Origin of the sequence: Stenotrophomonas sp. YAU14A_MKIMI4_1 (genome assembly GCF_003086855.1) — a bacterium.
Taxonomy (GTDB): domain Bacteria; phylum Pseudomonadota; class Gammaproteobacteria; order Xanthomonadales; family Xanthomonadaceae; genus Stenotrophomonas.
On the sequence record NZ_CP025998.1, the window covers coordinates 2,864,191 to 2,884,347 of the forward strand.

Here is a 20,157-nt window from a genome sequence, read left to right on the forward strand (position 1 = left end):
TGACAGATTCCCGCGGCTGCTGGTAGGTGTCGACCTTGGTCGACACAGTAGATCCACGCCATGCGTGGATGAACTTCCATCGAAATCGAATATTCAATCCGGGGTCAGAGCCCGTTGCGCAGCAACGGGATCCGACCCCGCTGCCGTTCTGACACAGCACGCCGACGGTAGGTGTCGACCTTGGTCGACACAGTAGATCCACGCCATGCGTGGATGAACTTCCATGAAAATCGAATATTGAATCCAGGGTCGGAGCCCGGTGCGCAGCAACGGGATCCGACCCCTTGCCGTTCCGGCAGCGCTTGCCAACGGTAGGTGTCGACCTTGGTCGACACATCTGTCAGGTATCGAATGAATCATCCACGCATGGCGTGGATCTACTGACGGATGCCGAAACAATTCCGGGGTCAGAGCCCGTTGCGCAGCAACGGGATCCGACCCCGCTACCGTTCTGACACAGCACGCCGACGGTAGGTGTCGACCTTGGTCGACACAGTAGATCCACGCCATGCGTGGATGCATTTCCTCGGGGTCAGAGCCCGTTGCGCAGCAACGGGATCCGACCCCGCTGCCGTTCCGACAGATCGCGGGACACTGTCAGAGGCGGGGCGGTGTCGGAATGCGGGGTGTCAGCCGCATGGATGCGGCTGACAAGCCTACAGGGGTGAGGGCGCTTTGCTTGCGAAGCACTGCTTCGCAAGCGCCCGAACGCACAGCCGCCAGCGGCTGGGCCGGGCCCCGGAGGGGGACTTGCGGCGTCCCCGCATTCCGACACCGCCCCGCCATCCCACGGACATCCCGCTTCTGACGTTGACGTTGACGTGCAGCAGGTGCAGGGCCGCAGGCCCTGCCGCAAAGCCCCCTACCGGGTCTGCCCTTCGCCGCGCACTACGAACTGTTCCACGGTCAGCGCTTCCAGGCCCATCGGCCCATACGCGTGCAGGCGCGTGGTGGAAATGCCGATCTCGCTGCCCAGCCCCAGCTGCCCACCGTCGGAGAAACGCGAGGACGCGTTGACCATTACCACCGCCGAACGCAGCGCGTTGACGAAGCGCTCGGCATTGCCGGCGTCTTCGGTCGCAATCACTTCGGTATGGTCGGAGGTATACGTGCGGATGTGGGCGATTGCCGCATCCAGGTCATCGACCACGCCCACTGCCAGCACCAGATCGAGGAATTCGGCAGCGAAATCCTCGTCGGTAGCGGCCGTGCTGCCCGGAAGCAACGACTGCGCGCGCGCGTCGGCACGCAGCTCCACCCCGCGCTCGCCCAGCGCCTGCGCCGCACGCGGCAGGAATGCCTCGGCCACGTCGCGGTGCACCAGCAGCGTTTCCAGCGAATTGCAGGCCGCCGGGCGGCTGCACTTGCCATCCACCAGCAGCGCAACGGCCTTGTCCAGATCGGCGCTGGCATCCACGAACAGATGGCAGACACCCTTGTAGTGCTTGATGACCGGGACCCGCGCGTGCTCGGCAACGAAGCGGATCAGGCCTTCACCGCCACGCGGAATGGCCAGGTCGATCAGCTCGTGCAGCTGCAGCAGTTCCAGCATGGCCTCGCGGCGCAGATCGGTCAGCACGGTCACCGCCGCCGGCGGTACGCCGTTGGCCTTCAGCGCACCGGCCAGGGCCTGGGCGATGGCAGTGTTGGAATGGATGGCCTCGGAACCACCGCGCAGGATCACCCCGTTGCCGGCCTTCAGGCACAGCGCGGCGGCCTCTGCGGTCACGTTCGGGCGTGCCTCGTAGATCATCGCGATCACGCCCAGCGGCACGCGCACCTTCTGCACGCGGATGCCATTGGGGCGCACATCGTCGCGGGTTACCTGCCCGACCGGATCGGGCAGCGCAGCCACGTCGCGCACCGCTTCGGCCATGCCGAACAACCGCGCCGGGTCCAACGCCAGGCGGTCCAGCATCGCCGTACCCACGCCTTTTTCCCGCGCTGCTGCCAGATCGCGTGCGTTGCCGGCCAGGATCAGGCCAGCGTTCACTTCCAGAGCCTGAGCCATGGACAGCAGCAGCGCACGGCGCGCCGCAGTGTCCAGCCCGGCAACCACCGTGGCCGCATCACGGCAGGCCCGCGCCTGCGCTTCGATTTCACTCATGGGGATGTCCTGCAGTTCGTTCATGGCAGCACCAGATCGTCGCGATGCACGACCGTGCCACCGTAGTTGTAGCCGAGCACGGCCTGGATGTCGCGCGTGTGGCGGCCGGCGATGCGGCGCACATCGTCGGCGGCGTACTGGCTGACCCCGCGCGCCACGCAGACCCGCCCCGCCTCGCTGTTCCAGCACACCTGCACCATGTCACCGCGACGGAACGCGCCGTCGGCGCCGGTAATGCCGCCGGGCAACAGCGAGGCGCCCTTCTCGCGCATGGCCTGCGCAGCACCGGCATCGACCAGGATCGCGCCCTCGGCCAGCGGCGCATGCCGCAGCCAATGCTTGCGCGCCGCTTCACGGCTGCGTGCGGCGTGGATGCGCGTGCCAAACAGCCGATCGCGGGTCAGCGCGCGCACCACGTCACCGCTGCGACCGTTGAACAGATAGGTTTCAATGCCGAGCCGGCCGGCCTTGGCAGCGGCTTCCAGCTTGGTCCGCATGCCACCGGTACCGGCACGCGAGCCGGCACCGCCGGCCATGGCCAGCACGGCATCGCTCAGCTCGGCCACGTCGTGCAGCGGCCGCGCGTAGGCCACCGTGCGCGGGTCGGCGCTGTACAGCCCGTCGATGTCGGTGGCGATGAACAGCGCATCGGCATCGACCAGCGCGGCCACCGTGGCGGCCAGGTTGTCGTTGTCACCGAGCTTGAGTTCGTCCACCGAAACGGTGTCGTTCTCGTTCACCACCGGCAATGCACCCAGCCGCAGCAGCTCGTTCAGCGTTGCGCGCGCATTGAGGTAGCGGCGGCGGTTGCGCAGGTCGTCGTGGGTCAGCAGTACCTGCGCCACCGGCCGCTCGAAGAAGCGCTGCCACAAACCGATCAGCTGCGCCTGGCCCAGTGCGGCCAGCGCCTGGCGGGCGGCCATGGCGGCGCCGGGTTCATCCACGCGCGGCAGGATCGCCCGCCCCGCCGCGACAGCGCCGGAGGAGACGATCACTACTTCGCGGCCGGCCAGCACATGGGCCGACACGAACTGGGCCAGGCCCAGCGCATGGCGCGGCGACAGCCCGCCACCATCGGCGGCCAGCAGACTGCTGCCCACCTTCAGCACCGCACGCCGCCACGGCGGCAGCGCTTGTTCGGGGAACGGCGAGGCGACGTGGGCGGCGGGGTGTGTCATCAGCGGGGTCTCAGCGGGTACGCCATTCGTGCACGGTCAACTGCGAGGCCTGCATCGTCACCAGCGGATCGGTGGCGACGATGGCCTGGGCCTGCGCCAGGCTGTCCACGTTGCACAGCACGTAGGCGCCGCCGCTGCCATCGGTGAAGCCACCGGTCAGCTGCAACTGGCCCTGCTCGCGCAGCGCGTCCAGGAAATCCAGGTGCGGCTGCACCGCGGCCTGGGTGAACGTCGGCAGGCGCAGGGCCATGACCAGGTAGTGGGTGTTCATTGCAGGGGCTCCAGAGGTGCAGGTTCGCGATCACCGTGGCTGTGCGGCGCAGACACCACCAGGAAGCGCACATCGGCGGCCGAGGCGTTGCGCATCTGGTGCGCCGCGCCGGGCGGCACGTGCAGGCCATCGCCGGCCTGCAGGCAGTGCACTACGCCGTCCAGCTCCAGTTGCGCCTCGCCTTCCAGCACGCGGAAGAACTGCCGCGAGCGCTGGTGGCGGTGCCGGGCTTCAGCGCTGCCCGGCGGCATGCGCTCTTCGATCACGCTCAGGTCCGGCACGTCCAGCAGGTGCCAGCCATCGCAGCTGCCACCCCAGGTGTAGTGCCGCGCGCTGGCGGTGCTGACCGCGCTCATCAGGCCAGCGCCAGCCAGCGCGCGCGCAGTTCGTCCAGGCGCAGGTCGGCGGCCGAACCGGGCGACACGCGCGCGGCCAGGCTGCCTTCCGGGGTACGCCCCTGCCCTGCACTGTCGGCGCCGGCAGCGGCGGCCTTGTAGGCCTCGCGGAACGGCACGCCGGCCACGGCCGCTTCCACCGCAACGTCGGTGGCATACATGCCCGAATCGATGGCTGCGCGCAGCTTGTCGTCGCGCCACTCCAGGTTGGCCAGCAGCGCCGGCAGCAGTTCCAGCGCGGCCAGGCCGCGACCGAAGCCGTGGAAGATGGCGCCCTTGGACGACTGCAGGTCGCGGTGGTAGCCCGACGGCAGCGACAGCAGCTGCTCGATCTCGGTACGCGCCGCGGCCACGCTGGCGTGGGTGGCGCGCATCAATTCGATCACGTCCGGGTTGCGCTTGTTCGGCATGATCGAACTGCCGGTGGTGTACTGCGCCGGCAGTGCGACGAAACCGAATTCGGCACTGGTGAACAGGGAAAGATCCCAGGCGATGCGACGCAGGTCCAGCGTGGCGCCACCCAGCGCTTCCAGCGCGGCCAGTTCGAACTTGCCACGCGACAGCTGTGCGTAGATCGGCGACACCTGCATGCGCGCAAAGCCCAGCGCAGCGGTGGTGTGTTCGCGGTCCAGCGGCAGGTTCACGCCATAGCCGGCGGCGGTGCCCAGCGGGTTGGCATCCACCAGAGCGTGGGTGTCGCGCGCGCGCACCGCGTTGTCGATGAAGGCTTCGGCCCAACCGGCCCACCACATGCCCGCCGAAGACACCACGGCACGCTGGATGTGGGTGTAGCCGGGAATCGGCAGGTCCTTCTCGGCCTGCGCGCGGTCCAGCGCCACCTTGGCCACTTCGGCGCTCAGATGGGCCACGCGCTGCAGCTTTTCCTTCAGCCACAGGCGGGTGGCCACCAGGATCTGGTCATTGCGGCTGCGCCCGGTGTGGATCTTGCGCCCGGCATCGCCCAGGCGTTCGGTCAGGCGCGCTTCGATGGCCGAATGCCCGTCTTCGTACTGGGTGTCCAGCACGAAACGGCCAGCGCGGAAGTCCTGCGCCAGCAGGTCCAGTTCACGCAGCAGGCCGGCCAGTTCGTCGGCACTGAGGATGCCGATGTGCTGCAGGCCTTCGGCGTGCGCGGCGCTGGCGGCGATATCGTGCAGGAAGAACTCACGGTCGAGGATCACGTCATCGCCGGCGAGGAAGGTCTGGATCTGTGCGTCTACCGCGACGCCCGGCTTCTGCCAAAGAAGGTCTGCCATGGGGGGGCTCCGTAATACGTGTTCAGTGCGGGATCGACGTCAGTTCGTCGATGCCCAGCGCAAGGTTGAGGTTCTGCATGGCCTGGGTGGCCGCACCCTTCAGCAGGTTGTCCAGGGTGGCCACCACCACCACCCGCTTGCCACCGGGTGCCAGGGTGAAACCACCGATCTGGGCGCCGTGGCGGCCGGCAATGCGGCTGACCCACGGTGCTTCGTCCACCACCTCCACCAGCGGTTCGCCGGCGTAGGCCTGCTGGAAACGCGCGACGATCTGCTCGCGGGTCTGCACCTGGTTCAACCACAGGTTCGCGGTCAGGGTGATGCCACGGAAGTGCGGCGCCACGTGCGGCATGAACTCCACGGCCACGCCCAGCTGCACCGACACCTCGCGCTCGTGCACGTGGTTGGTCAGCGCGTACGGCATCAGGTTGTCGGCCAGCAGCTCGACGTTGTTCTTGTCCGACGGCGTGGTGCCGGCGCCGGAGTAGCCGGACACACCGAAGCACTGCGGCGGGCCGGCCAGCAGGTCCAGCAGCGGGTGCACGGCCAGCTGCATCGCGGTGGCGTAGCAGCCCGGGTTGCTGATGTGCTTCTGGCCGCTGTAACGGCTGCGGGTGAGCTCGGGCAGGCCGTAGTACCAGCCGTTGTCGAAGCGGTAATCGGCCGACAGATCGACGATCACCGTGTCAGGCCTGGCGGCGTCCAGCGCGGCCACGAACGGGGCGGCCAGGCCATTGGGCAGGGCCAGGATCACCGCATCCACGCCCTTGGCGGCCACGGCATCGGCATCCAGGTTTTCGTACTGCAGGTCGCCCTGCACTTCCGGATGGTGGTCGGCCAGGCGCTGGCCGGCACGCTCGCGCGAAGACACGAAGGCCAGCTTCAAGCGCGGGTGGGCGGCCACCAGCTTGATCAGCTCGGCGCCGGTATGGCCACGGGCACCGACAATGCCCAGGGTGAAAGTCGAATCGTTCATGCGTGTTGGTCCAGGCGGTGCTGCAGGTGGCGCTTCACGCCCTGCCATTCCGCGTCGATGATGGAAAAGATGACAGTGTCACGCGGCGTGCCGTCGGCATGCCGCTTGTGGTTGCGCAGCACGCCGTCCTGCTTGGCACCCAGGCGGGCGATGGCGGCGCGCGAGGCATGGTTGAACCAGCTGGTTTCCAGCACCACGCTGATGCAGCCCATCACCTCGAAGGCGTGCTGCAGCAACAGCAGCTTGGCCTCGGTGTTCACCCCGGTGCGCTGCACGCGCGGTGCATACCAGGTGTACCCCAGGCTGAGTCTGGGAACGTCCGCTTCCAGCCCATAGAAGCGGGTGCTGCCGACGATGGCGCCGGCCGCATCACGGATCACGAACGGCAGCACCTTGCCTTCGGCCTGTGCATCCAGCGCGGCCTGCACGTAGTGCCCTGCCTGCCGCGGCGAAGGCACCTGGGTGTACCAGAGCTGGTCCAGGCCGCTGCCTTCCAAAGCCGCGGCCAGGCCAGGCACGTGCGCACACTGCAACGGTTCCAGCAGTACGTGCTGGCCGCGCAGGGTGGGAACGCTGTTCCAGGCATCGGCAGGCATCATGGCTCAGCCCTGCAGGCTCGGCGTGCGCTGGGCGCAGTGGTCGACATAGGTCTTGATGCGGTCGATGCCATCGGCGCCGAACCAGAACACCTTCCACTGGTCCTGCTTGTAGCAGCCATCGGATTCGGCGTAATAGAAGTGGTTGATCGGGTTGCCATGGCGCGAGCGCCAGAACAGCTGCGGGGTTTCGTCCAGCATCACGTTCCACACCGCCCGACCCAGGCCCTCGCCCTGCGCATCGTCCAGCACCGCGAACTTGTCCAGGTACACGCCCTCGGCCTCGTCGGTGAGGATGACCGCGGTGCGGTAGTTCTCGCTCACGTATGCGCGCAGCAGGCGGGTCTTCTGGAAGTAATCGGGCACCAGGGTGCGGCCGAAGCTGGATTCGATCAGCCCCTTCAGCCGCGGCAGGTCCAGCTCGCTCCATTCGGTGGCGCGCAGCACTTTTTCGCCCTTGCGCACCAGCGTGCCCGAACCCTTGTGGGTGAACAGTTCCTTGGCCAGGTCGGCCGGACGGGTGATCGACACCGACGATTCCAGCGGCAGGCGATCCAGCAGGTCCTTGATCTGTTCGATCTTCACCTTCATGCCGCCGTGGATCCACGGCTGCGCGATCAAGTGGTCGTACTCGGTGGACAGGTTGATCGAATCGATCACCGTGCCCTGCTCGTCCAGCAGGCCGCCGGTGCCGGTCAGGAAAATGATCTTGTAGGGCTGCAGTTCCTGCACCAGCTCGTTGGCGGCGAAGTCGGCGTTGACGTTCAGGATTTGCCCACCGGCGGTTTCACCCAGGCTGGTGATGACCGGAATGGAGCCGGCGCGCAGGCTGGCTTCGATCGGCGCCAGGTTCACCTTCTTCACTTCGCCCACCAGACCGTAGGTGTCCAGGTCCAGGTACTCGGCTTCGAACACGCCGCCGGTAATGGACGTGGCACGCGCACCGTTCTGCTGCAGCGCTTCGACCAGGCGCAGGTTGGACTGCTGGAACACCCGGCGCACGATGGCCAGGGCTTCCGGCGAGGTCACGCGCAGGCCGTTGACGGTCTGCTTCTCGATGCCGGCCGCGGACAGTTCCGCATCCAGCTGCGGGCCGGCGCCGTGCAGCACGATCGGGGTCAGGCCCACTTCCTGCAGGAAGGACAGCGAGGAGGTCAGCGCTTCAAGGTCGTCGCGCAGCACGGCACCGCCAACCTTCACCACAGCGAAGCGCTTGGCATCCAGCTGCGAAAAGCGCTTGAGGTACTGGCTGATCTCCTTCGCGCTGGCCATGCTGGAAAGCAGGCGCACGATGGTCTGGCGGGTCTGGCGGTGGGGCTGGAGGGCAGGAGACATTTCGGTTTCGTCGGAAAGGAGGAATCAGGCGCCGGCGGCGATGATGCGGTGCACGGCGTCGGTATAGCGCTGCAGCTGGTCCAGCGTCACGAACTCATCGGCGGTATGCGCCTGGGCGATGTCGCCCGGGCCGAACACCAGCGTGGTGTAGCCACCGGCGGAGAACAGCGAGGCTTCGGTCCAGAAATCCACTGCGTTGCCGATCGGCAGGTCCAGCGCATCGGCCACGTCGCGCGCCAGCAGGCGGCGGTGCTCGGCTTCGGCAATGTCACCGGCCGGCAGGCTGGGGCCACGGAAGGTTTCGGTGAACACCGCCGCTTCCGGCTCGGCGAAACCGGCGAAGGTGGCCAGCAGCGCATCGATGTCCATCGACGGCAGCGGGCGGAAACCGAAGCGCACCTCGGCGGCGGGCGCGATCATGTTGGCCTTGATGCCCCCTTCCACGCGGCCGATGTTGAAGCGCAGGCCGGTCAGGCCGCCGAAGCGCGCCGAGGCCAGCGATTCCACGTGGTCCAGCGCGCGGTTGCCCCAGCGCATGGCCTGGTGCAGCGCACTGGCGGCGGCATCCTGCTTGCCCGAGGCATGGCCGGCGCGGCCGGAGAACTGCATCAGCACCGAGCTGATGCCACGGTGCGCCAGCACCGCCTCGCTCATGGTCGGTTCGGCCACCAGCACCGCCTCGTAAGGCAGGCCACGGGCCAGGAACGCGGCGATGCAGCGCGGATCGTTGGCTTCTTCGTCACTGGAGAACAGGAACGCCGCATCGCCATCGCTGGCGTTGGCCGCGGCCACCAGTGCCGCCGCCGCGCCCTTGATATCGCACACGCCAAGGCCGACCACGCGGTCGTCCAGGCGGCGCATCACGTGCGGATCGGCAGTCCAGTGCGGCGAATCGGGCACGGTATCCAGGTGCACGTTGAACAGGTACTTCGGCGTACCGCGCACCGCGTACAGGCTGACCGCACCGGCACCGTGGTCGATCACCTCGACGTTGAAGCCGGGCAGATGGTCGCGCAGGTAATCGAAGATGCCGCCGGTGGTGATGGCACGCGGCGGGTTGCGGGTGTCGAAGGACACCAGGGCCTGCAGGTGGTCGAGCGTCTGTTCAAGCATGAATCAACAGTTCCTGTGGAATTCCGCCGGGCATGGCCCGGCGCTACCGAATCGCGTCTGGTGCCGCGCGCCCTTCGCAGTGAAGGGCGCACGTGCGCATCGATCGCGGCTTAGCCGCGGTTGACCTGCGCATACAGGGTCGAGCTCATGCCAAAGAGCTTGATGAAGCCTTCGGCCTCTTCCACGCCCCAGTCGGCCGACTGCGCGTAGGTGGCACCCTTGGTGTTGAGCAGGTGCGGCGACTTCACCGCCACCGCGTCGACGCGGCCGCCACGGGTTTCCAGCACCACTTCGCCGTTCACCTTGGCCTGCGAGGACTTCAGGAACGCTTCGATGTCGGTCTTCAGCGGGTCGTGGTAGAAGCCTTCGTACACCAGCTCCACCCACTTGCGCGCCACGTCCGGCTTGAAGCGGTTCTGCTGCTTGGTCAGCACCGCATCTTCCAGCGCGCGGTGCGCGGCCAGCAGCGAAACCAGGCCCGGTGCTTCGAACACGATGCGGCCCTTCAGGCCGATCACGGTGTCACCGGTGTAGACGCCACGGCCGACCCCATAGGGGGCGAACAGCTTGTTCAGCTGGGCCAGGATCTGGTCGCCCGGCAGGGCCTTGCCGTTCAGTTCAACGGCTTCGCCTTCCACGAACTTCAGGGTGACGGTCAGCGCCTGTTCCGGCCACTCGCTGCGCGGCGAGCACCAGCCGCGGGCGCCTTCGCCCGGTGCTTCCCAACGGTCGATCTCGCCGCCGGACATGGTCACGCCCAGCAGGTTCTCGTTGATGGTGTAGGCCTGCTGCTTGGCGCGCACGCCGAAGCCGCGCTCTTCCAGGTACTTCTGCTCATAGGCGCGGGTCTGGGTGTGTTCTTTCTGGATCTCGCGGATCGGCGCGATGATCTGGTAGTCACCCAGGGCCTTCACGGCCAGGTCGAAGCGGACCTGGTCGTTGCCCATGCCGGTGCAGCCGTGGGCGATGATGTTGGTGCCCAGTTCGGCGGCACGCTTCAGCGCGGCATCGACGATCAGGTAGCGGTCGGACACCAGCAGCGGGTACTGGCCCTGATAGCCTTCGCCGGCCCACACGAACGGCTTGACGAAGCCTTCCCAGATGGCCGGGCCACCGTTGACGGTCACGTGGCTGGTGACGCCCAGTTCGGCGGCGCGCTTTTCGATGAAATCGCGCTCTTCATCATCCACGCCGCCGGTATCGGCGAACACGGTGTGCACGTTGTAGCCGCGCTCCTGCAGGTAGGGCACGCAGAAGCTGGTATCCAGGCCGCCGGAGAAGGCGAGAACGACGTCTTTGTTGCTCATGGGGAGGGTATGTCCTGGTAGCGCCGGGCCGTGCCCGGCGGAAATGATTGAATCGGAAAAAAATCAGCGCCCGGCAACGGCGGCCATGATCGCCTTCTGCACGTGCAGGCGGTTCTCGGCTTCGTTGATGGCGATGCACTGCGGCGAATCCATCACGCCGTCGGTGGCCTTCACGTTGCGGCGCAGCGGCAGGCAGTGGCTGAACACACCGTTGTTGGTCAGCGCCATCTTGCGTTCGTCGACGATGAAGTGCTTGTACTGGTCGCGGATCGGCTTTTCCGGCTCCCAGTTGCCGAAGAACGGCAGCGCGCCCCAGCTCTTGGCGTACACTACGTCGGCACCGGCGTAGGCGCTGTCGATGTCATGGCTGATCTTCAGCGAACCGCCGCTCTCGGCCACGTTCTGCTCGGCCCAGCCCATGTAGCGGTCGTCCAGGATGTAATCGGCGGTCGGGCACAGCAGGGTCACGTCCATGCCCATGCGGGTGGCGATGGTCAGCGCCGAATTGGCCACCGCGGTGTTCAGCGGCTTGGGGTGGTAGGTCCAGGTCAGCACGTACTTCTTGCCACGCAGGTCCTGCGTACCGAAGTGTTCCTGCAGGGCCATGATGTGGGCCAGCTCCTGGCACGGGTGGGTGATGGTCTCCATGTTGATGACCGGCACCGGGGAGTACTTGGCGAAGCTGTTGAGGACGATGTCCTGGCGGTCGTAGGCCCAGTCCACGAACTTGGGGAACGCGCGCACGGCGATGATGTCGCAGTAACGGCCCAGCACCTTGGCCACTTCGGCGATGTGCTCTTCGGTATCGCCATCCATCACCGTGCCGAGGTTGAACTCGATCGGCCACGCATCCTTGCCCGGCTGCAGCACCACCGCGTGGGCACCGAGCTGGAAGGCGCCCAGTTCGAAGCTGGTACGGGTGCGCATGGACGGGTTGAAGAACACCAGCGCGATCGACTTGCCCTTGAGCTGGTCGCCGATCTTGTTGCGCTTGAACAGCTCGGCCTGGGTCAGCAGGGCGTCAAGCTCGCTGCGGCTCCAGTCCTGGGTGTTCAGGAAGTGCTTGGGGGACATCATCTTTCCTTGCGTGGCGGCGCCGGGCTGCGGCGCGGTGGAAGGGAAAACCGGCAAACAGGGTGGTGCGAAATGGTTGCAGATGAAGCTTTCAGGACGCGGAAACGAAAAAACCCAGCCGGCGGGCTGGGTTTTTTTCGGACGAACAGCAGAAAGCTCCGGTTACCCAGCGGAAATGTGGGGTTCCGGTCGACGGGCACGCGACGTCATGCCAGTGGCCTGGCGGGCGGCGCTGCTGTCGTGCTGGAAGTCGGTGAGCTTCATGGCCGAACATCTTTGCATGGGCGGGGGGCCTGCGCAAGGGGCAGGCGTCGCAGAATCAGGGGGAAGCGCCAGCGGTCTGGTCGGCACCCACCCACGGGGTGATCGACACCCGGATCTTCAGCCGGTTGCCGGGGTCTTCCGGCAGCCGCGAGCGGTACTTGGTGCCCTTATAGACGTAATCCACGTCGTAGGCGATGGGGCGGCGGAATTCACGGCCCACCGGCACGATGCGGCAGTCGCGGGTCAGCATGGGGCCATTGTTGGCCGGGGCCGGGGCCGGATTCTCGGCGGCCACCTCCTGGGCGGCCTCCTCGTCGCTGCGCTTGAACATCGAGCGCACCGAATCCCAGAAGCGGCCGATCCTGCCCTTGTCCTCCACCGGCTCCTCGCCGGTCACGTTCACCGGGGCCAGGGTGCGGGTGGACACCGGCTCGCAGTGCTCTTCGGTGCGGGTGGCGCGCAGGGTCTGGAACACCGGCTCGACGTTCAGCACCTGGGCGTAGTCGAACTTCACGTTCTCCACGATCACCACCCGGTTGCGCGGCTCGGCCTCCTGGGCCCGGACCACGAACGGCGCCGCCGACAGGCAGGCCAGGGTCAGCAACGCGGTGGTTTTCATTGGCGACGGAAGGAAGGACACGGCAATAGTGTAGGCAGTGACGACCGCAAGGGGCTGAACATTACCCGTCCGCGCCGCTCCTGCCCACCCCACCCCACCCGCCAGTGGGCTCCGGCGCCCCCAAAGGGCCCCGACACGTTCTAAAATCACAGGCTTGTCCCCCACCCCGATCCCCATGACCCTGCGCCTGCACAACAACCTGACTCGCCAGCTCGAACCGTTCACCCCGATCGATCCGGCCTGTCCGACCCTGTATGTGTGCGGCCCCACGGTCTACAACTACGTGCATATCGGCAACGCCCGTGGCCCGGTGGTGTTTGGGGTGCTGGCCGACCTGCTGCGGCGCCGCTTCGGCGCGCTGCGCTACGCCCGCAACATCACCGACGTGGACGACAAGATCAACACCGCCGCGCGCGAGCAGGGCGTGCCGATCAGCACCATCACCGACAAGTTCGCCGCCGCCTACCGTGAAGACATGGCCGCGCTGGGCGTGGTGCCGCCGGACATCGAGCCGGAAGTAACCGCGCACATGCCGCAGATCATCACCATGATCGAGCAGCTGATCGACAACGGCCATGCCTACGCCGCCGAGGGCCACGTGCTGTTCGCAGTGGCCAGCTTCGATGGCTACGGCAAGCTTTCGCGCCGCGACCCGGAAGAAATGCTGGCCGGCGCCCGCGTGGAAGTGGCCCCGTACAAGCGCGACGCCGGCGATTTCGTGCTGTGGAAGCCGTCCAGCGACGACCTGCCCGGCTGGGAATCGCCGTGGGGCCGCGGCCGCCCGGGCTGGCACATCGAATGCTCGGCGATGGCCGCCGCCCACCTGGGCGAGACCATCGACATCCACGCCGGCGGCGTGGACCTGCAGTTCCCGCACCACGAGAACGAGATCGCGCAGAGCGAATGCGCGCACGGTGGCAAGGTCTTCGCCCGCTTCTGGCTGCACAACGGCATGCTCAACTTCGGCGGCGCCAAGATGAGCAAGTCGCTGGGCAACATCGAGCGCGTGCACGACCTGGTACGCCAGCACCCGCCCGAAGCGCTGCGCCTGGCCCTGCTGTCGGCCCATTACCGGCAGCCGCTGGACTGGTCCGATGCACTCATCGAACAGTCCGCGCGCACCCTGGACCGCCTGTACGGCACCCTGCGCGACCTGGTGGACGTGGATGCTGCGGCCGTCATTCCGGCGTCGGTGGAAGCCACCCTGGACGATGACCTGAACACCCCACAGGCGCTGGCCGAGGTCGCCCGCATTGCCGGCGAGGCCCGCCGTGCCACCGACCCGACCGAGCGCGCGCGCCTGAAGAGCGAGCTGCTCGGCGCCGGCCTGGCGCTGGGCCTGCTGCAGGCCGACCCGGCGCAGTGGTTCGGCACCGCCGCCAGCGAAGGCGACGACGATGCGCGCATCCAGGGCCTGATCGACGAACGTGCCGCGGCCAAGCAGGCCCGCGATTTCGCCCGCTCCGACGCCATCCGCGACCAGCTGGCCGCCGAGGGCATCGTGCTGGAAGACACCCCGCAGGGCGTGCGCTGGGTGCGCAAGCGCGCCTGACCGCCCTGCCCCGTGGCCGGCGCCCCCGGCCACGCCCCCACTGCAGAGACCGTTGTGACCGACTCCCCGTTCCCGCTTGAACCCACCGCCGCCGAGGCGCAGAGCGCCATTGCCGAAGAATTCGCCTTCTTTGGCGACTGGTCCGAACGCTACCAGTACCTGATCGATCTGGGCCGCAAGCTGCCGACCTTCCCGGAAGAGTGGAAGACCGAAGAGCACCGCCTGCTGGGCTGCCAGTCGATGGTGTGGATCGTGCCGGAAGGCAACGCGCAGTCGCTGCGCTTCCACGCCATCAGCGATTCGGCCATCGTCTCGGGCCTGATCTTCCTGGCCCTGCGCGTGTACTCGGGCCGCTCGGCCCAGGAAATCCTGGCCACCGAACCCAGCTACATCCAGGACATCGGCCTGGCCCGCCACCTCTCGCCCACCCGCAGTAATGGCGTGGCCGCGATGCTGGCCTTCATCCGCGAGACCGCGCAGGCCCAGCTGCAGCGCGAACAGCCGTGAACGCCGCCGCCACTGGAGAGGAAGGCGCGCTGGCCCTGCTGGGCCGGCCCGGCTTTGCCAAGCTGCTGGCCTACCGCATCTTCGCCATGCTGTCCTACCAGGTGGTGGCCGTCACCGTCGGCTGGCACATCTACGAAGTCACCCGCAATCCGTTCTCGCTGGGCCTGGTCGGCCTGGCCGAGGTGCTGCCGTTCTTCTGCGTGGCGCCGTTTGCCGGCTACCTGGTGGACCACCTGCCGCGGCGCCGGCTGGGCATGGTTGCCTGCGCCGGGCTGGTGGCCACGGCCATCGTGCTGACCTGCGTGGCAAAGGGCTGGCTGCCGTTCCACGGGGTCTGGCCGATCTATGCGGCCATCGCCCTGACCGGCATGGTGCGTGCCTTCCTGTCACCCATCTACAACGCCCTGTTCGCCCGCGTGCTGGCCCGTGAGCAGTTCGCGCGCGGCGCCGGGCTGGGCAGCGTGGTGTTCCAGTCGGGCATGGTGGTGGGCCCGGCGCTGGGCGGCATCCTGGTTGGCTGGGGCGGCAAGGGGCTCTCCTACGCGGTGGCCACCGGCTTCGCGCTGGTCGCGCTGGGCTGCCTGGCCACGCTGAAAGTGAGCGAACCGGTGCATGACGGCCCGGCCGCGCCGATCTTCAAGAGCATCGCCGAAGGTGCGCGCTTCGTGGTCGGCAACCGCATCATGGTCGGCGCGATGGCGCTGGACATGTTCTCGGTGCTGCTGGGCGGCGTGGTGGCGATGCTGCCGGCCTTCCTGCAGGAGATCCTGCACCATGGCCCGGAAGGGCTGGGCATCCTGCGCGCGGCGCCGGCGTTGGGTTCGATTGCGGTGGGCCTGTGGCTGGCCCGCCACCCGCTGCAGAAGAACGCCGGGCGCGTGCTGCTGTTCGCCGTGGCCGGGTTCGGCCTGTGCGTGGTCAGCTTCGGCCTGTCCCAGCACTTCTGGCTGTCGGCGCTGATCCTGCTGTTCTACGGGGCGTTCGATGGCGTGTCTGTGGTGGTGCGCTCGACCATCCTGCAGCTGGCCACGCCCGAGGAAATGCGCGGGCGGGTGTCTTCCATCAATGGCATCTTCATCAGCTCGTCCAACGAACTGGGCGCGTTCTACGCCGGCACGATGGCCAAGCTGCTGGGCCTGGTGCCAGCGGTGGTGCTGGGCGGCTGCGCGGTGCTGGGCGTGGCCGGCATCACCGCCTGGAAGAACCCGACGCTGCGGAAGTTGAATCTGCGCGACCTGCAATAACGTCCGCGGCGGCGCCCGGCAGATCCACGCCATGCGTGGATGAATGTTTCCGGATCCGGCGACCACCCAACAAAAAACCCGGCCAAGGCCGGGTTTTTCGCATGACCCCACAATGCTCTGGAATCAGTCGCCCTGCTGCTTCTGCAGGTGCTCCCAACGCTCCTGGGCGTCGATGGTGCGCTCGGCGGTCAGGCGCGCTTCCAGGCGCTCCAGGCCGATTTCTTCACCAGTGTCCACGCAGTAGCCGTAGTCACCTGCTTCCAGGCGCTTGAGGGTGCTGTCGATCTTGCCGATCAGCTTGCGGTAGCGGTCACGGGTACGCAGTTCCAGCGAGTTCTCGGTCTCGCGGGTCGCACGCTCGGCTTCGTCGCCGATGTCACGCACTTCCTCACGCAGGTTTTCGATGGTCTGCTTGGACTCTTCCACCAGGTCACCACGCCAGTTCTGCAGGCGCTGACGGAAGTATTCCTGCTGCAGCGAGCTCATGTATTCCTCTTCCGAGGACGGCTTGTAGCCAGCCGGCAGGATCGGGCGGCCAGTGGCCTCGTCGGTCTTGTATTCGATGACCTTGTACTTGCTGCGCGGGGCCGGCGCCGCCGAACGGGCGGTCACAGCCACGGCAACCTTGCCGACGGGGCGCGACACGGTCTTCGGAGCGGTATCAGGATTCACGGCGGATTTCACGGCGGTCTTGGCAGGCGATTTCGAAACGGGCACGGGATTCTTGGATTGCGGGGCCTTCGAAGCAACCGGGGCGGCGGCCGCAGCCGGCTTGGGGGCCGGAGGGGCAGCAACCACGGGGGCGGTCTTGGCCGGGACAGGCTTGGCCGGAGCAGGCTTTGCGGCAGGCTTCGGTGCGGACTTCACTACGGGGGCCGGGGCCGGCTTTGCAGCCGGCTTGGCAACATTCTTTGCGGCCTTCTTTACAACGGCAGGTGCGGGCGCCGGTTTAGCGGCAGCCGCTTTCTTCGCGGCGGGCTTGGCAGCGCCCTTGCTGGTCACCGGCTTCGGTGCCGGCTTGGGCGCGGCCTTCCTGGCAACCGGTTTGGGCGCCGGCTTGGCGGCAGCCTTCTTCACCGGAGCAGCCTTGGCAGCGGTCTTCTTCGCCACCGGGGCCTTCTTCGCCGCGGCCGCAGGCTTGGCCTTCACCGGCGCTGCCTTCTTGGCCACGGCGGGTTTGGCGGCCTTGGCCGGGGTCTTCTTTGCGGTGGCCTTCCTGGCCGCCGGTTGCGATGACGCCGCCTTCGCTGCCGGCTTGCTGGCCGACTTCGGGGCAACGGGCTTGGCCGCCAACTTCTTCACAACAGGCTTGGCGGTTTTCTTGGCGGCCTTGACGGCCTTCTTTGCAGTTTTTTTAGCAGCCACGAAACGCTCTTCCTTGGATTCCCCGGGGCCCGGGAAAGCGGGCCTTTATAGCCTACCCGACCGGCAGCAGCAACCTTGGGGGCCTGCTCCATTCAGTCCTGGAGCCAGCGGGCCCAACGTGGCGGTCCGAACAACCTGGCCGCCCTGCGCGGTGCGGAACCTGGCCGGCACCTGCAAGGGTGCCAGCACCGGTCGCAGGCCATCGGCGACATGCGACCAACGGCCCATCCTGCACAAATGCGGCCTTCATGCCAACTGGCATAAGATGACTGGGTGATCTCGCGCCTGCTCATCGCCCTGCTGCGCTTCTACAAGCGCTTCATCAGCCCCCTGCTGGGGCCGCGCTGCCGTTTCGTGCCCAGTTGTTCTGAATACGCGATGGAGGCCATCGGCCGCCACGGCCCGCTGCGCGGCAGCTGGCTGGCCGCGCGCCGGCTGGGCCGCTGCCATCCCTTCCATCCCGGCGGCTTCGATCCAGTGCCCGAGTCTTCCCACGCCCCTTCTTGCCGTTGCACAGGAAAACACTGACATGTCCTCCACCCTCATCACCAATGCCCGCATGGTCAACGAAGGCCGCACCTTCGACGGCGACCTGCGCATCGAGAACGGCCGCATCGCGCAGATCGGCAGCGGGCTGGCCCCGCGCGACGGCGAACAGGTGGTGGACGCGGCGGGGCGGTGGCTGCTGCCCGGCATGATCGACGACCAGGTGCATTTCCGCGAACCGGGCCTGACCCACAAGGGCGACATCGCCAGCGAATCGGCGGCGGCCGTGGCCGGCGGCCTGACCAGCTTCATGGACATGCCCAACACCAACCCGCCCACGCTGGATTCGACCATCCTGGAGGCCAAGTACGAACTGGCCCGCGGCCGCGCCTGGGCCAACTATGGTTTCTACCACGGCGCCAGCAATGACAATCTGGAAGCGATCCGCGCACTGGACCCGAAGAAGGCGCCGGGCGTGAAGGTGTTCATGGGCGCGTCCACCGGCAACATGCTGGTGGACGACCCGGACACGCTGGATGCGATCTTCCGCGAATGCCCGACCCCGATCATCACGCACTGCGAAGACACGCCGATGATCGATGCCAACCTGAAGGCATTCCAGGAAAAGTACGGCGATGCGCTGACCCCGGACATGCACCCGGACATCCGCTCGCGCGAGGCCTGCATCAAATCGACCCGCCTGGCCATGTCGCTGGCACGCAAGCACGGCACCCGCCTGCACGTGCTGCACATTTCCACCGCCGACGAACTGGCGCTGTTCGAGAAGGGCCCGCTGATCCGCGCCGACGGCAGCCGCAAGCAGATCACCGCCGAAACCTGCGTGCACTTCCTGCACTTCGCGCGCCCGGATTACGCGACCAAGGGCAACCTGATCAAGTGCAACCCGGCCATCAAGGAAGTGTCCGACCGCGAGGCGATCACCGCCGCGCTGGCTGACGATGTGCTGGACGTGCTGGCCACCGACCACGCCCCGCATACCTGGGAAGAGAAGCAGAAGCCCTATGCGCAGGCGCCGTCGGGCCTGCCGCTGGTGCAGTACGCCCTGGTGGCCGCGCTGGAGCGCGTGCACGAAGGCAAGCTGACCCGCGAGCAGGTGGTGCAGAAGTTCGCCCACGCCCCGGCGCAGCTGTTCGACGTGGAAGAGCGCGGCTTCCTGCGCGAAGGCTACTTCGCCGACCTGGTGCTGGTGGAAGACGTGCCGTTCACCGTCAAGCGCGAGGACGTGCTGTCCAAGTGCGGCTGGTCGCCGTTCGAAGGCACCACCTTCCGCTCGCGCGTGGCCTCGACCTGGGTGAACGGCCAGCTGGTGTGGGACGGCAGCAAACTGGTGGGCGAACCGGCCGGCCAGCGCATGACCTACGACCGATGATGCGTCCGGCACTTCTGTTGGGGGCGCTGCTGTTGGCCGCGCCCCTGCTCAACGCACCGCCGGCACAGGCGCAGGATGGCATCGGCAGCCTGATCGACAGCCGCGTGGTGTTCCCGCCCAGCGCTTCGCAGGGTGCCATGGTGATCGGCAAGGTGCCGGCTGGCAGCCGCGTGCGCTACGCCGGCCGCGACCTGCGCGTGAGCAACTACGGCAGCGTGGTGTTCGGCATCGGCCGCGACGAGAAAGGCCCACTGCAGGTGCAGGTGCAGCGCCCGGATGGCGGCAGCGAGACGGCCACGATTTCGGTGACCCCGCGCGACTGGCCGACCGAGCGCGTGAACGGCGTGCCGCCGAAGACGGTCAATCCGCCACCGGCGATTGCCGAGCGCATCAAGCGCGAACAGGCGCAGGTGACCGCAGCGCGCGCCCGCGATGACAACCGCACCGATTTCACCCAGACCTTCATCTGGCCGGTGCAGGGCCGCATCAGCGGCCGCTTCGGCAATGCGCGCGTGTACAACGGCCAGCCCGGTGCAGGCCATTCCGGCATGGATATCGCGGTACCCACCGGCACCCCGGTGAAGGCACCGGCCGCCGGCGTGGTCACCTTCGCCGGCCCGGATCTGTACCTGACCGGCGGCACGTTGCTGATCGACCATGGCTACGGCATCAGCTCGAACTTCCTGCACCTGTCACGCATCGACGTGAAGGTGGGCGATCGTGTCGAGCAGGGCCAGGTGATTGCCGCCGTCGGCGCTACTGGCCGCGCCACCGGCCCGCACCTGCACTGGGGCATGAACTGGTTCGATACCCGCATCGACCCGCTGCTGGTGCTGGAACGCAAATAGCGCGCGCGGACCGGGCATTCATCCACGCATGGCGTGGATCTACCGCAATGTGATTTGGTAGGTGCCGACCTTGGTCGGCACGATCCCGCAGCGCGCGCGGACCGGGCATTCATCCACGCATGGCGTGGATCTACCGCAATGCGCCTTGGTAGGTGCCGGCCTTGGTCGGCACGATCTCGCAGCGCGCGCGGACCGGGCATTCATCCACGCATGGCGTGGATCTACCGCAATGTGCCTTGGTAGGTGCCGGCCTTGGTCGGCACGATCCCGCAGC

19 protein-coding genes are annotated in these 20,157 nt (G+C 67.4%); 6 read left to right on the top strand and 13 right to left on the bottom strand.

The genetic code is table 11. The features are described 5' to 3' along the window. Positions 1–862: 862 nt before the first annotated feature. The 12 genes from C1931_RS13125 to C1931_RS13180 all read right to left on the bottom strand — a co-directional run bounded on the left by C1931_RS13125 (position 863) and on the right by C1931_RS13180 (position 12,491). Positions 863–2,131, bottom strand: coding sequence for a glutamate-5-semialdehyde dehydrogenase (locus C1931_RS13125; protein ID WP_108756668.1), 1,269 nt, complete (start codon positions 2,129–2,131; stop codon positions 863–865). Next, the gene (gene proB / locus C1931_RS13130; protein WP_108756669.1) at positions 2,128–3,285 is read right to left on the bottom strand and encodes a glutamate 5-kinase; all 1,158 of its coding nucleotides are present in this window, start codon (positions 3,283–3,285) and stop codon (positions 2,128–2,130) included. Before proB ends, C1931_RS13125 begins: the two co-directional genes overlap by 4 nt. 10 nt (positions 3,286–3,295) lie before the next feature. Next, complete coding sequence (locus tag C1931_RS13135) at positions 3,296–3,556, bottom strand: YciI family protein (RefSeq protein WP_108756670.1); 261 nt, start codon at positions 3,554–3,556, stop codon at positions 3,296–3,298. Further along, positions 3,553–3,912 carry a cupin domain-containing protein gene (locus C1931_RS13140; RefSeq protein ID WP_108756671.1) on the bottom strand — a complete coding sequence of 120 codons (360 nt, stop codon included), beginning with the start codon at positions 3,910–3,912 and terminating at the stop codon, positions 3,553–3,555. Before C1931_RS13140 ends, C1931_RS13135 begins: the two co-directional genes overlap by 4 nt. Further along, positions 3,912–5,207 (bottom strand): argininosuccinate lyase, encoded by a 1,296-nt coding sequence (gene argH / locus C1931_RS13145; protein WP_108756672.1) that lies wholly within the window; start codon positions 5,205–5,207, stop codon positions 3,912–3,914. The genes C1931_RS13140 and argH overlap by 1 nt, the downstream gene beginning before the upstream one ends. A 22-nt stretch (positions 5,208–5,229) precedes the next feature. Continuing rightward, positions 5,230–6,183 carry an N-acetyl-gamma-glutamyl-phosphate reductase gene (argC, locus tag C1931_RS13150; RefSeq protein ID WP_108756673.1) on the bottom strand — a complete coding sequence of 318 codons (954 nt, stop codon included), beginning with the start codon at positions 6,181–6,183 and terminating at the stop codon, positions 5,230–5,232. After that, positions 6,180–6,782, bottom strand: coding sequence for a GNAT family protein (locus tag C1931_RS13155; protein ID WP_108756674.1), 603 nt, complete (start codon positions 6,780–6,782; stop codon positions 6,180–6,182). Before C1931_RS13155 ends, argC begins: the two co-directional genes overlap by 4 nt. A gap of 3 nt (positions 6,783–6,785) precedes the next feature. Continuing rightward, positions 6,786–8,114 carry an acetylglutamate kinase gene (locus C1931_RS13160; protein WP_108756675.1) on the bottom strand — a complete coding sequence of 443 codons (1,329 nt, stop codon included), beginning with the start codon at positions 8,112–8,114 and terminating at the stop codon, positions 6,786–6,788. Positions 8,115–8,138: 24 nt separating this feature from the next. Next, positions 8,139–9,227, bottom strand: coding sequence for an acetylornithine deacetylase (locus tag C1931_RS13165; protein ID WP_108756676.1), 1,089 nt, complete (start codon positions 9,225–9,227; stop codon positions 8,139–8,141). A 110-nt stretch (positions 9,228–9,337) separates the two neighbouring features. After that, a complete protein-coding gene (locus tag C1931_RS13170) occupies positions 9,338–10,534 on the bottom strand; it encodes an argininosuccinate synthase (protein ID WP_014037860.1) in 1,197 nt (398 codons plus the stop codon). Between the two features lie 63 nt (positions 10,535–10,597). Next, positions 10,598–11,608, bottom strand: a complete 1,011-nt coding sequence (locus tag C1931_RS13175; protein ID WP_108750133.1) for an N-acetylornithine carbamoyltransferase — start codon at positions 11,606–11,608, stop codon at positions 10,598–10,600. A gap of 319 nt (positions 11,609–11,927) precedes the next feature. Continuing rightward, positions 11,928–12,491: a hypothetical protein gene (locus tag C1931_RS13180; protein WP_108756677.1), complete on the bottom strand. Its 564-nt coding sequence runs from the start codon at positions 12,489–12,491 to the stop codon at positions 11,928–11,930. 175 nt (positions 12,492–12,666) lie between these two features. On the opposite strand from C1931_RS13180, the gene cysS reads away from it, so the two are divergent. The 3 genes from cysS to C1931_RS13195 are packed head-to-tail and all read left to right on the top strand — an operon-like array spanning position 12,667 to position 15,794. Further along, positions 12,667–14,043 carry a cysteine--tRNA ligase gene (cysS, locus tag C1931_RS13185; RefSeq protein WP_108756678.1) on the top strand — a complete coding sequence of 459 codons (1,377 nt, stop codon included), beginning with the start codon at positions 12,667–12,669 and terminating at the stop codon, positions 14,041–14,043. 54 nt (positions 14,044–14,097) lie between these two features. Continuing rightward, the gene (locus tag C1931_RS13190; protein ID WP_108753629.1) at positions 14,098–14,550 is read left to right on the top strand and encodes a SufE family protein; all 453 of its coding nucleotides are present in this window, start codon (positions 14,098–14,100) and stop codon (positions 14,548–14,550) included. Beyond that, complete coding sequence (locus tag C1931_RS13195) at positions 14,547–15,794, top strand: MFS transporter (protein ID WP_108756679.1); 1,248 nt, start codon at positions 14,547–14,549, stop codon at positions 15,792–15,794. The genes C1931_RS13190 and C1931_RS13195 overlap by 4 nt, the downstream gene beginning before the upstream one ends. A gap of 123 nt (positions 15,795–15,917) precedes the next feature. Here C1931_RS13195 and dksA read toward each other — a convergent pair whose 3' ends face one another. Next, on the bottom strand, positions 15,918–17,159 hold the full coding sequence (gene dksA / locus C1931_RS13200) for an RNA polymerase-binding protein DksA (protein WP_108756680.1): 1,242 nt from the start codon (positions 17,157–17,159) through the stop codon (positions 15,918–15,920). Positions 17,160–17,432: 273 nt separating this feature from the next. On the opposite strand from dksA, the gene yidD reads away from it, so the two are divergent. Genes yidD through C1931_RS13215 form a run of 3 tightly spaced genes read left to right on the top strand, consistent with a single transcriptional unit; the run spans position 17,433 to position 19,883 of the window. Then, positions 17,433–17,687: a membrane protein insertion efficiency factor YidD gene (gene yidD / locus C1931_RS13205; RefSeq protein ID WP_108750139.1), complete on the top strand. Its 255-nt coding sequence runs from the start codon at positions 17,433–17,435 to the stop codon at positions 17,685–17,687. Position 17,688: 1 nt separating this feature from the next. Beyond that, positions 17,689–19,035, top strand: coding sequence for a dihydroorotase (locus C1931_RS13210; protein ID WP_108756681.1), 1,347 nt, complete (start codon positions 17,689–17,691; stop codon positions 19,033–19,035). Continuing rightward, positions 19,035–19,883 carry a M23 family metallopeptidase gene (locus tag C1931_RS13215; RefSeq protein ID WP_199913882.1) on the top strand — a complete coding sequence of 283 codons (849 nt, stop codon included), beginning with the start codon at positions 19,035–19,037 and terminating at the stop codon, positions 19,881–19,883. The genes C1931_RS13210 and C1931_RS13215 overlap by 1 nt, the downstream gene beginning before the upstream one ends. The last annotated feature ends 274 nt before the right edge of the window (positions 19,884–20,157 follow it).

Coding starts and splice junctions, on each gene's coding strand:
- C1931_RS13210 (WP_108756681.1), top strand. CDS start 17,689: ATGTCCTCCACCCTCATCACCAATGCCCGCATGGTCAACGAAGGCCGC.
- C1931_RS13155 (WP_108756674.1), bottom strand. CDS start 6,782: ATGATGCCTGCCGATGCCTGGAACAGCGTTCCCACCCTGCGCGGCCAG.
- C1931_RS13125 (WP_108756668.1), bottom strand. CDS start 2,131: ATGAACGAACTGCAGGACATCCCCATGAGTGAAATCGAAGCGCAGGCG.
- proB (WP_108756669.1), bottom strand. CDS start 3,285: ATGACACACCCCGCCGCCCACGTCGCCTCGCCGTTCCCCGAACAAGCG.
- C1931_RS13140 (WP_108756671.1), bottom strand. CDS start 3,912: ATGAGCGCGGTCAGCACCGCCAGCGCGCGGCACTACACCTGGGGTGGC.
- argC (WP_108756673.1), bottom strand. CDS start 6,183: ATGAACGATTCGACTTTCACCCTGGGCATTGTCGGTGCCCGTGGCCAT.
- C1931_RS13160 (WP_108756675.1), bottom strand. CDS start 8,114: ATGTCTCCTGCCCTCCAGCCCCACCGCCAGACCCGCCAGACCATCGTG.
- C1931_RS13135 (WP_108756670.1), bottom strand. CDS start 3,556: ATGAACACCCACTACCTGGTCATGGCCCTGCGCCTGCCGACGTTCACC.
- C1931_RS13170 (WP_014037860.1), bottom strand. CDS start 10,534: ATGAGCAACAAAGACGTCGTTCTCGCCTTCTCCGGCGGCCTGGATACC.
- C1931_RS13180 (WP_108756677.1), bottom strand. CDS start 12,491: ATGAAAACCACCGCGTTGCTGACCCTGGCCTGCCTGTCGGCGGCGCCG.
- cysS (WP_108756678.1), top strand. CDS start 12,667: ATGACCCTGCGCCTGCACAACAACCTGACTCGCCAGCTCGAACCGTTC.
- C1931_RS13175 (WP_108750133.1), bottom strand. CDS start 11,608: ATGTCCCCCAAGCACTTCCTGAACACCCAGGACTGGAGCCGCAGCGAG.
- C1931_RS13215 (WP_199913882.1), top strand. CDS start 19,035: ATGCGTCCGGCACTTCTGTTGGGGGCGCTGCTGTTGGCCGCGCCCCTG.
- C1931_RS13165 (WP_108756676.1), bottom strand. CDS start 9,227: ATGCTTGAACAGACGCTCGACCACCTGCAGGCCCTGGTGTCCTTCGAC.
- argH (WP_108756672.1), bottom strand. CDS start 5,207: ATGGCAGACCTTCTTTGGCAGAAGCCGGGCGTCGCGGTAGACGCACAG.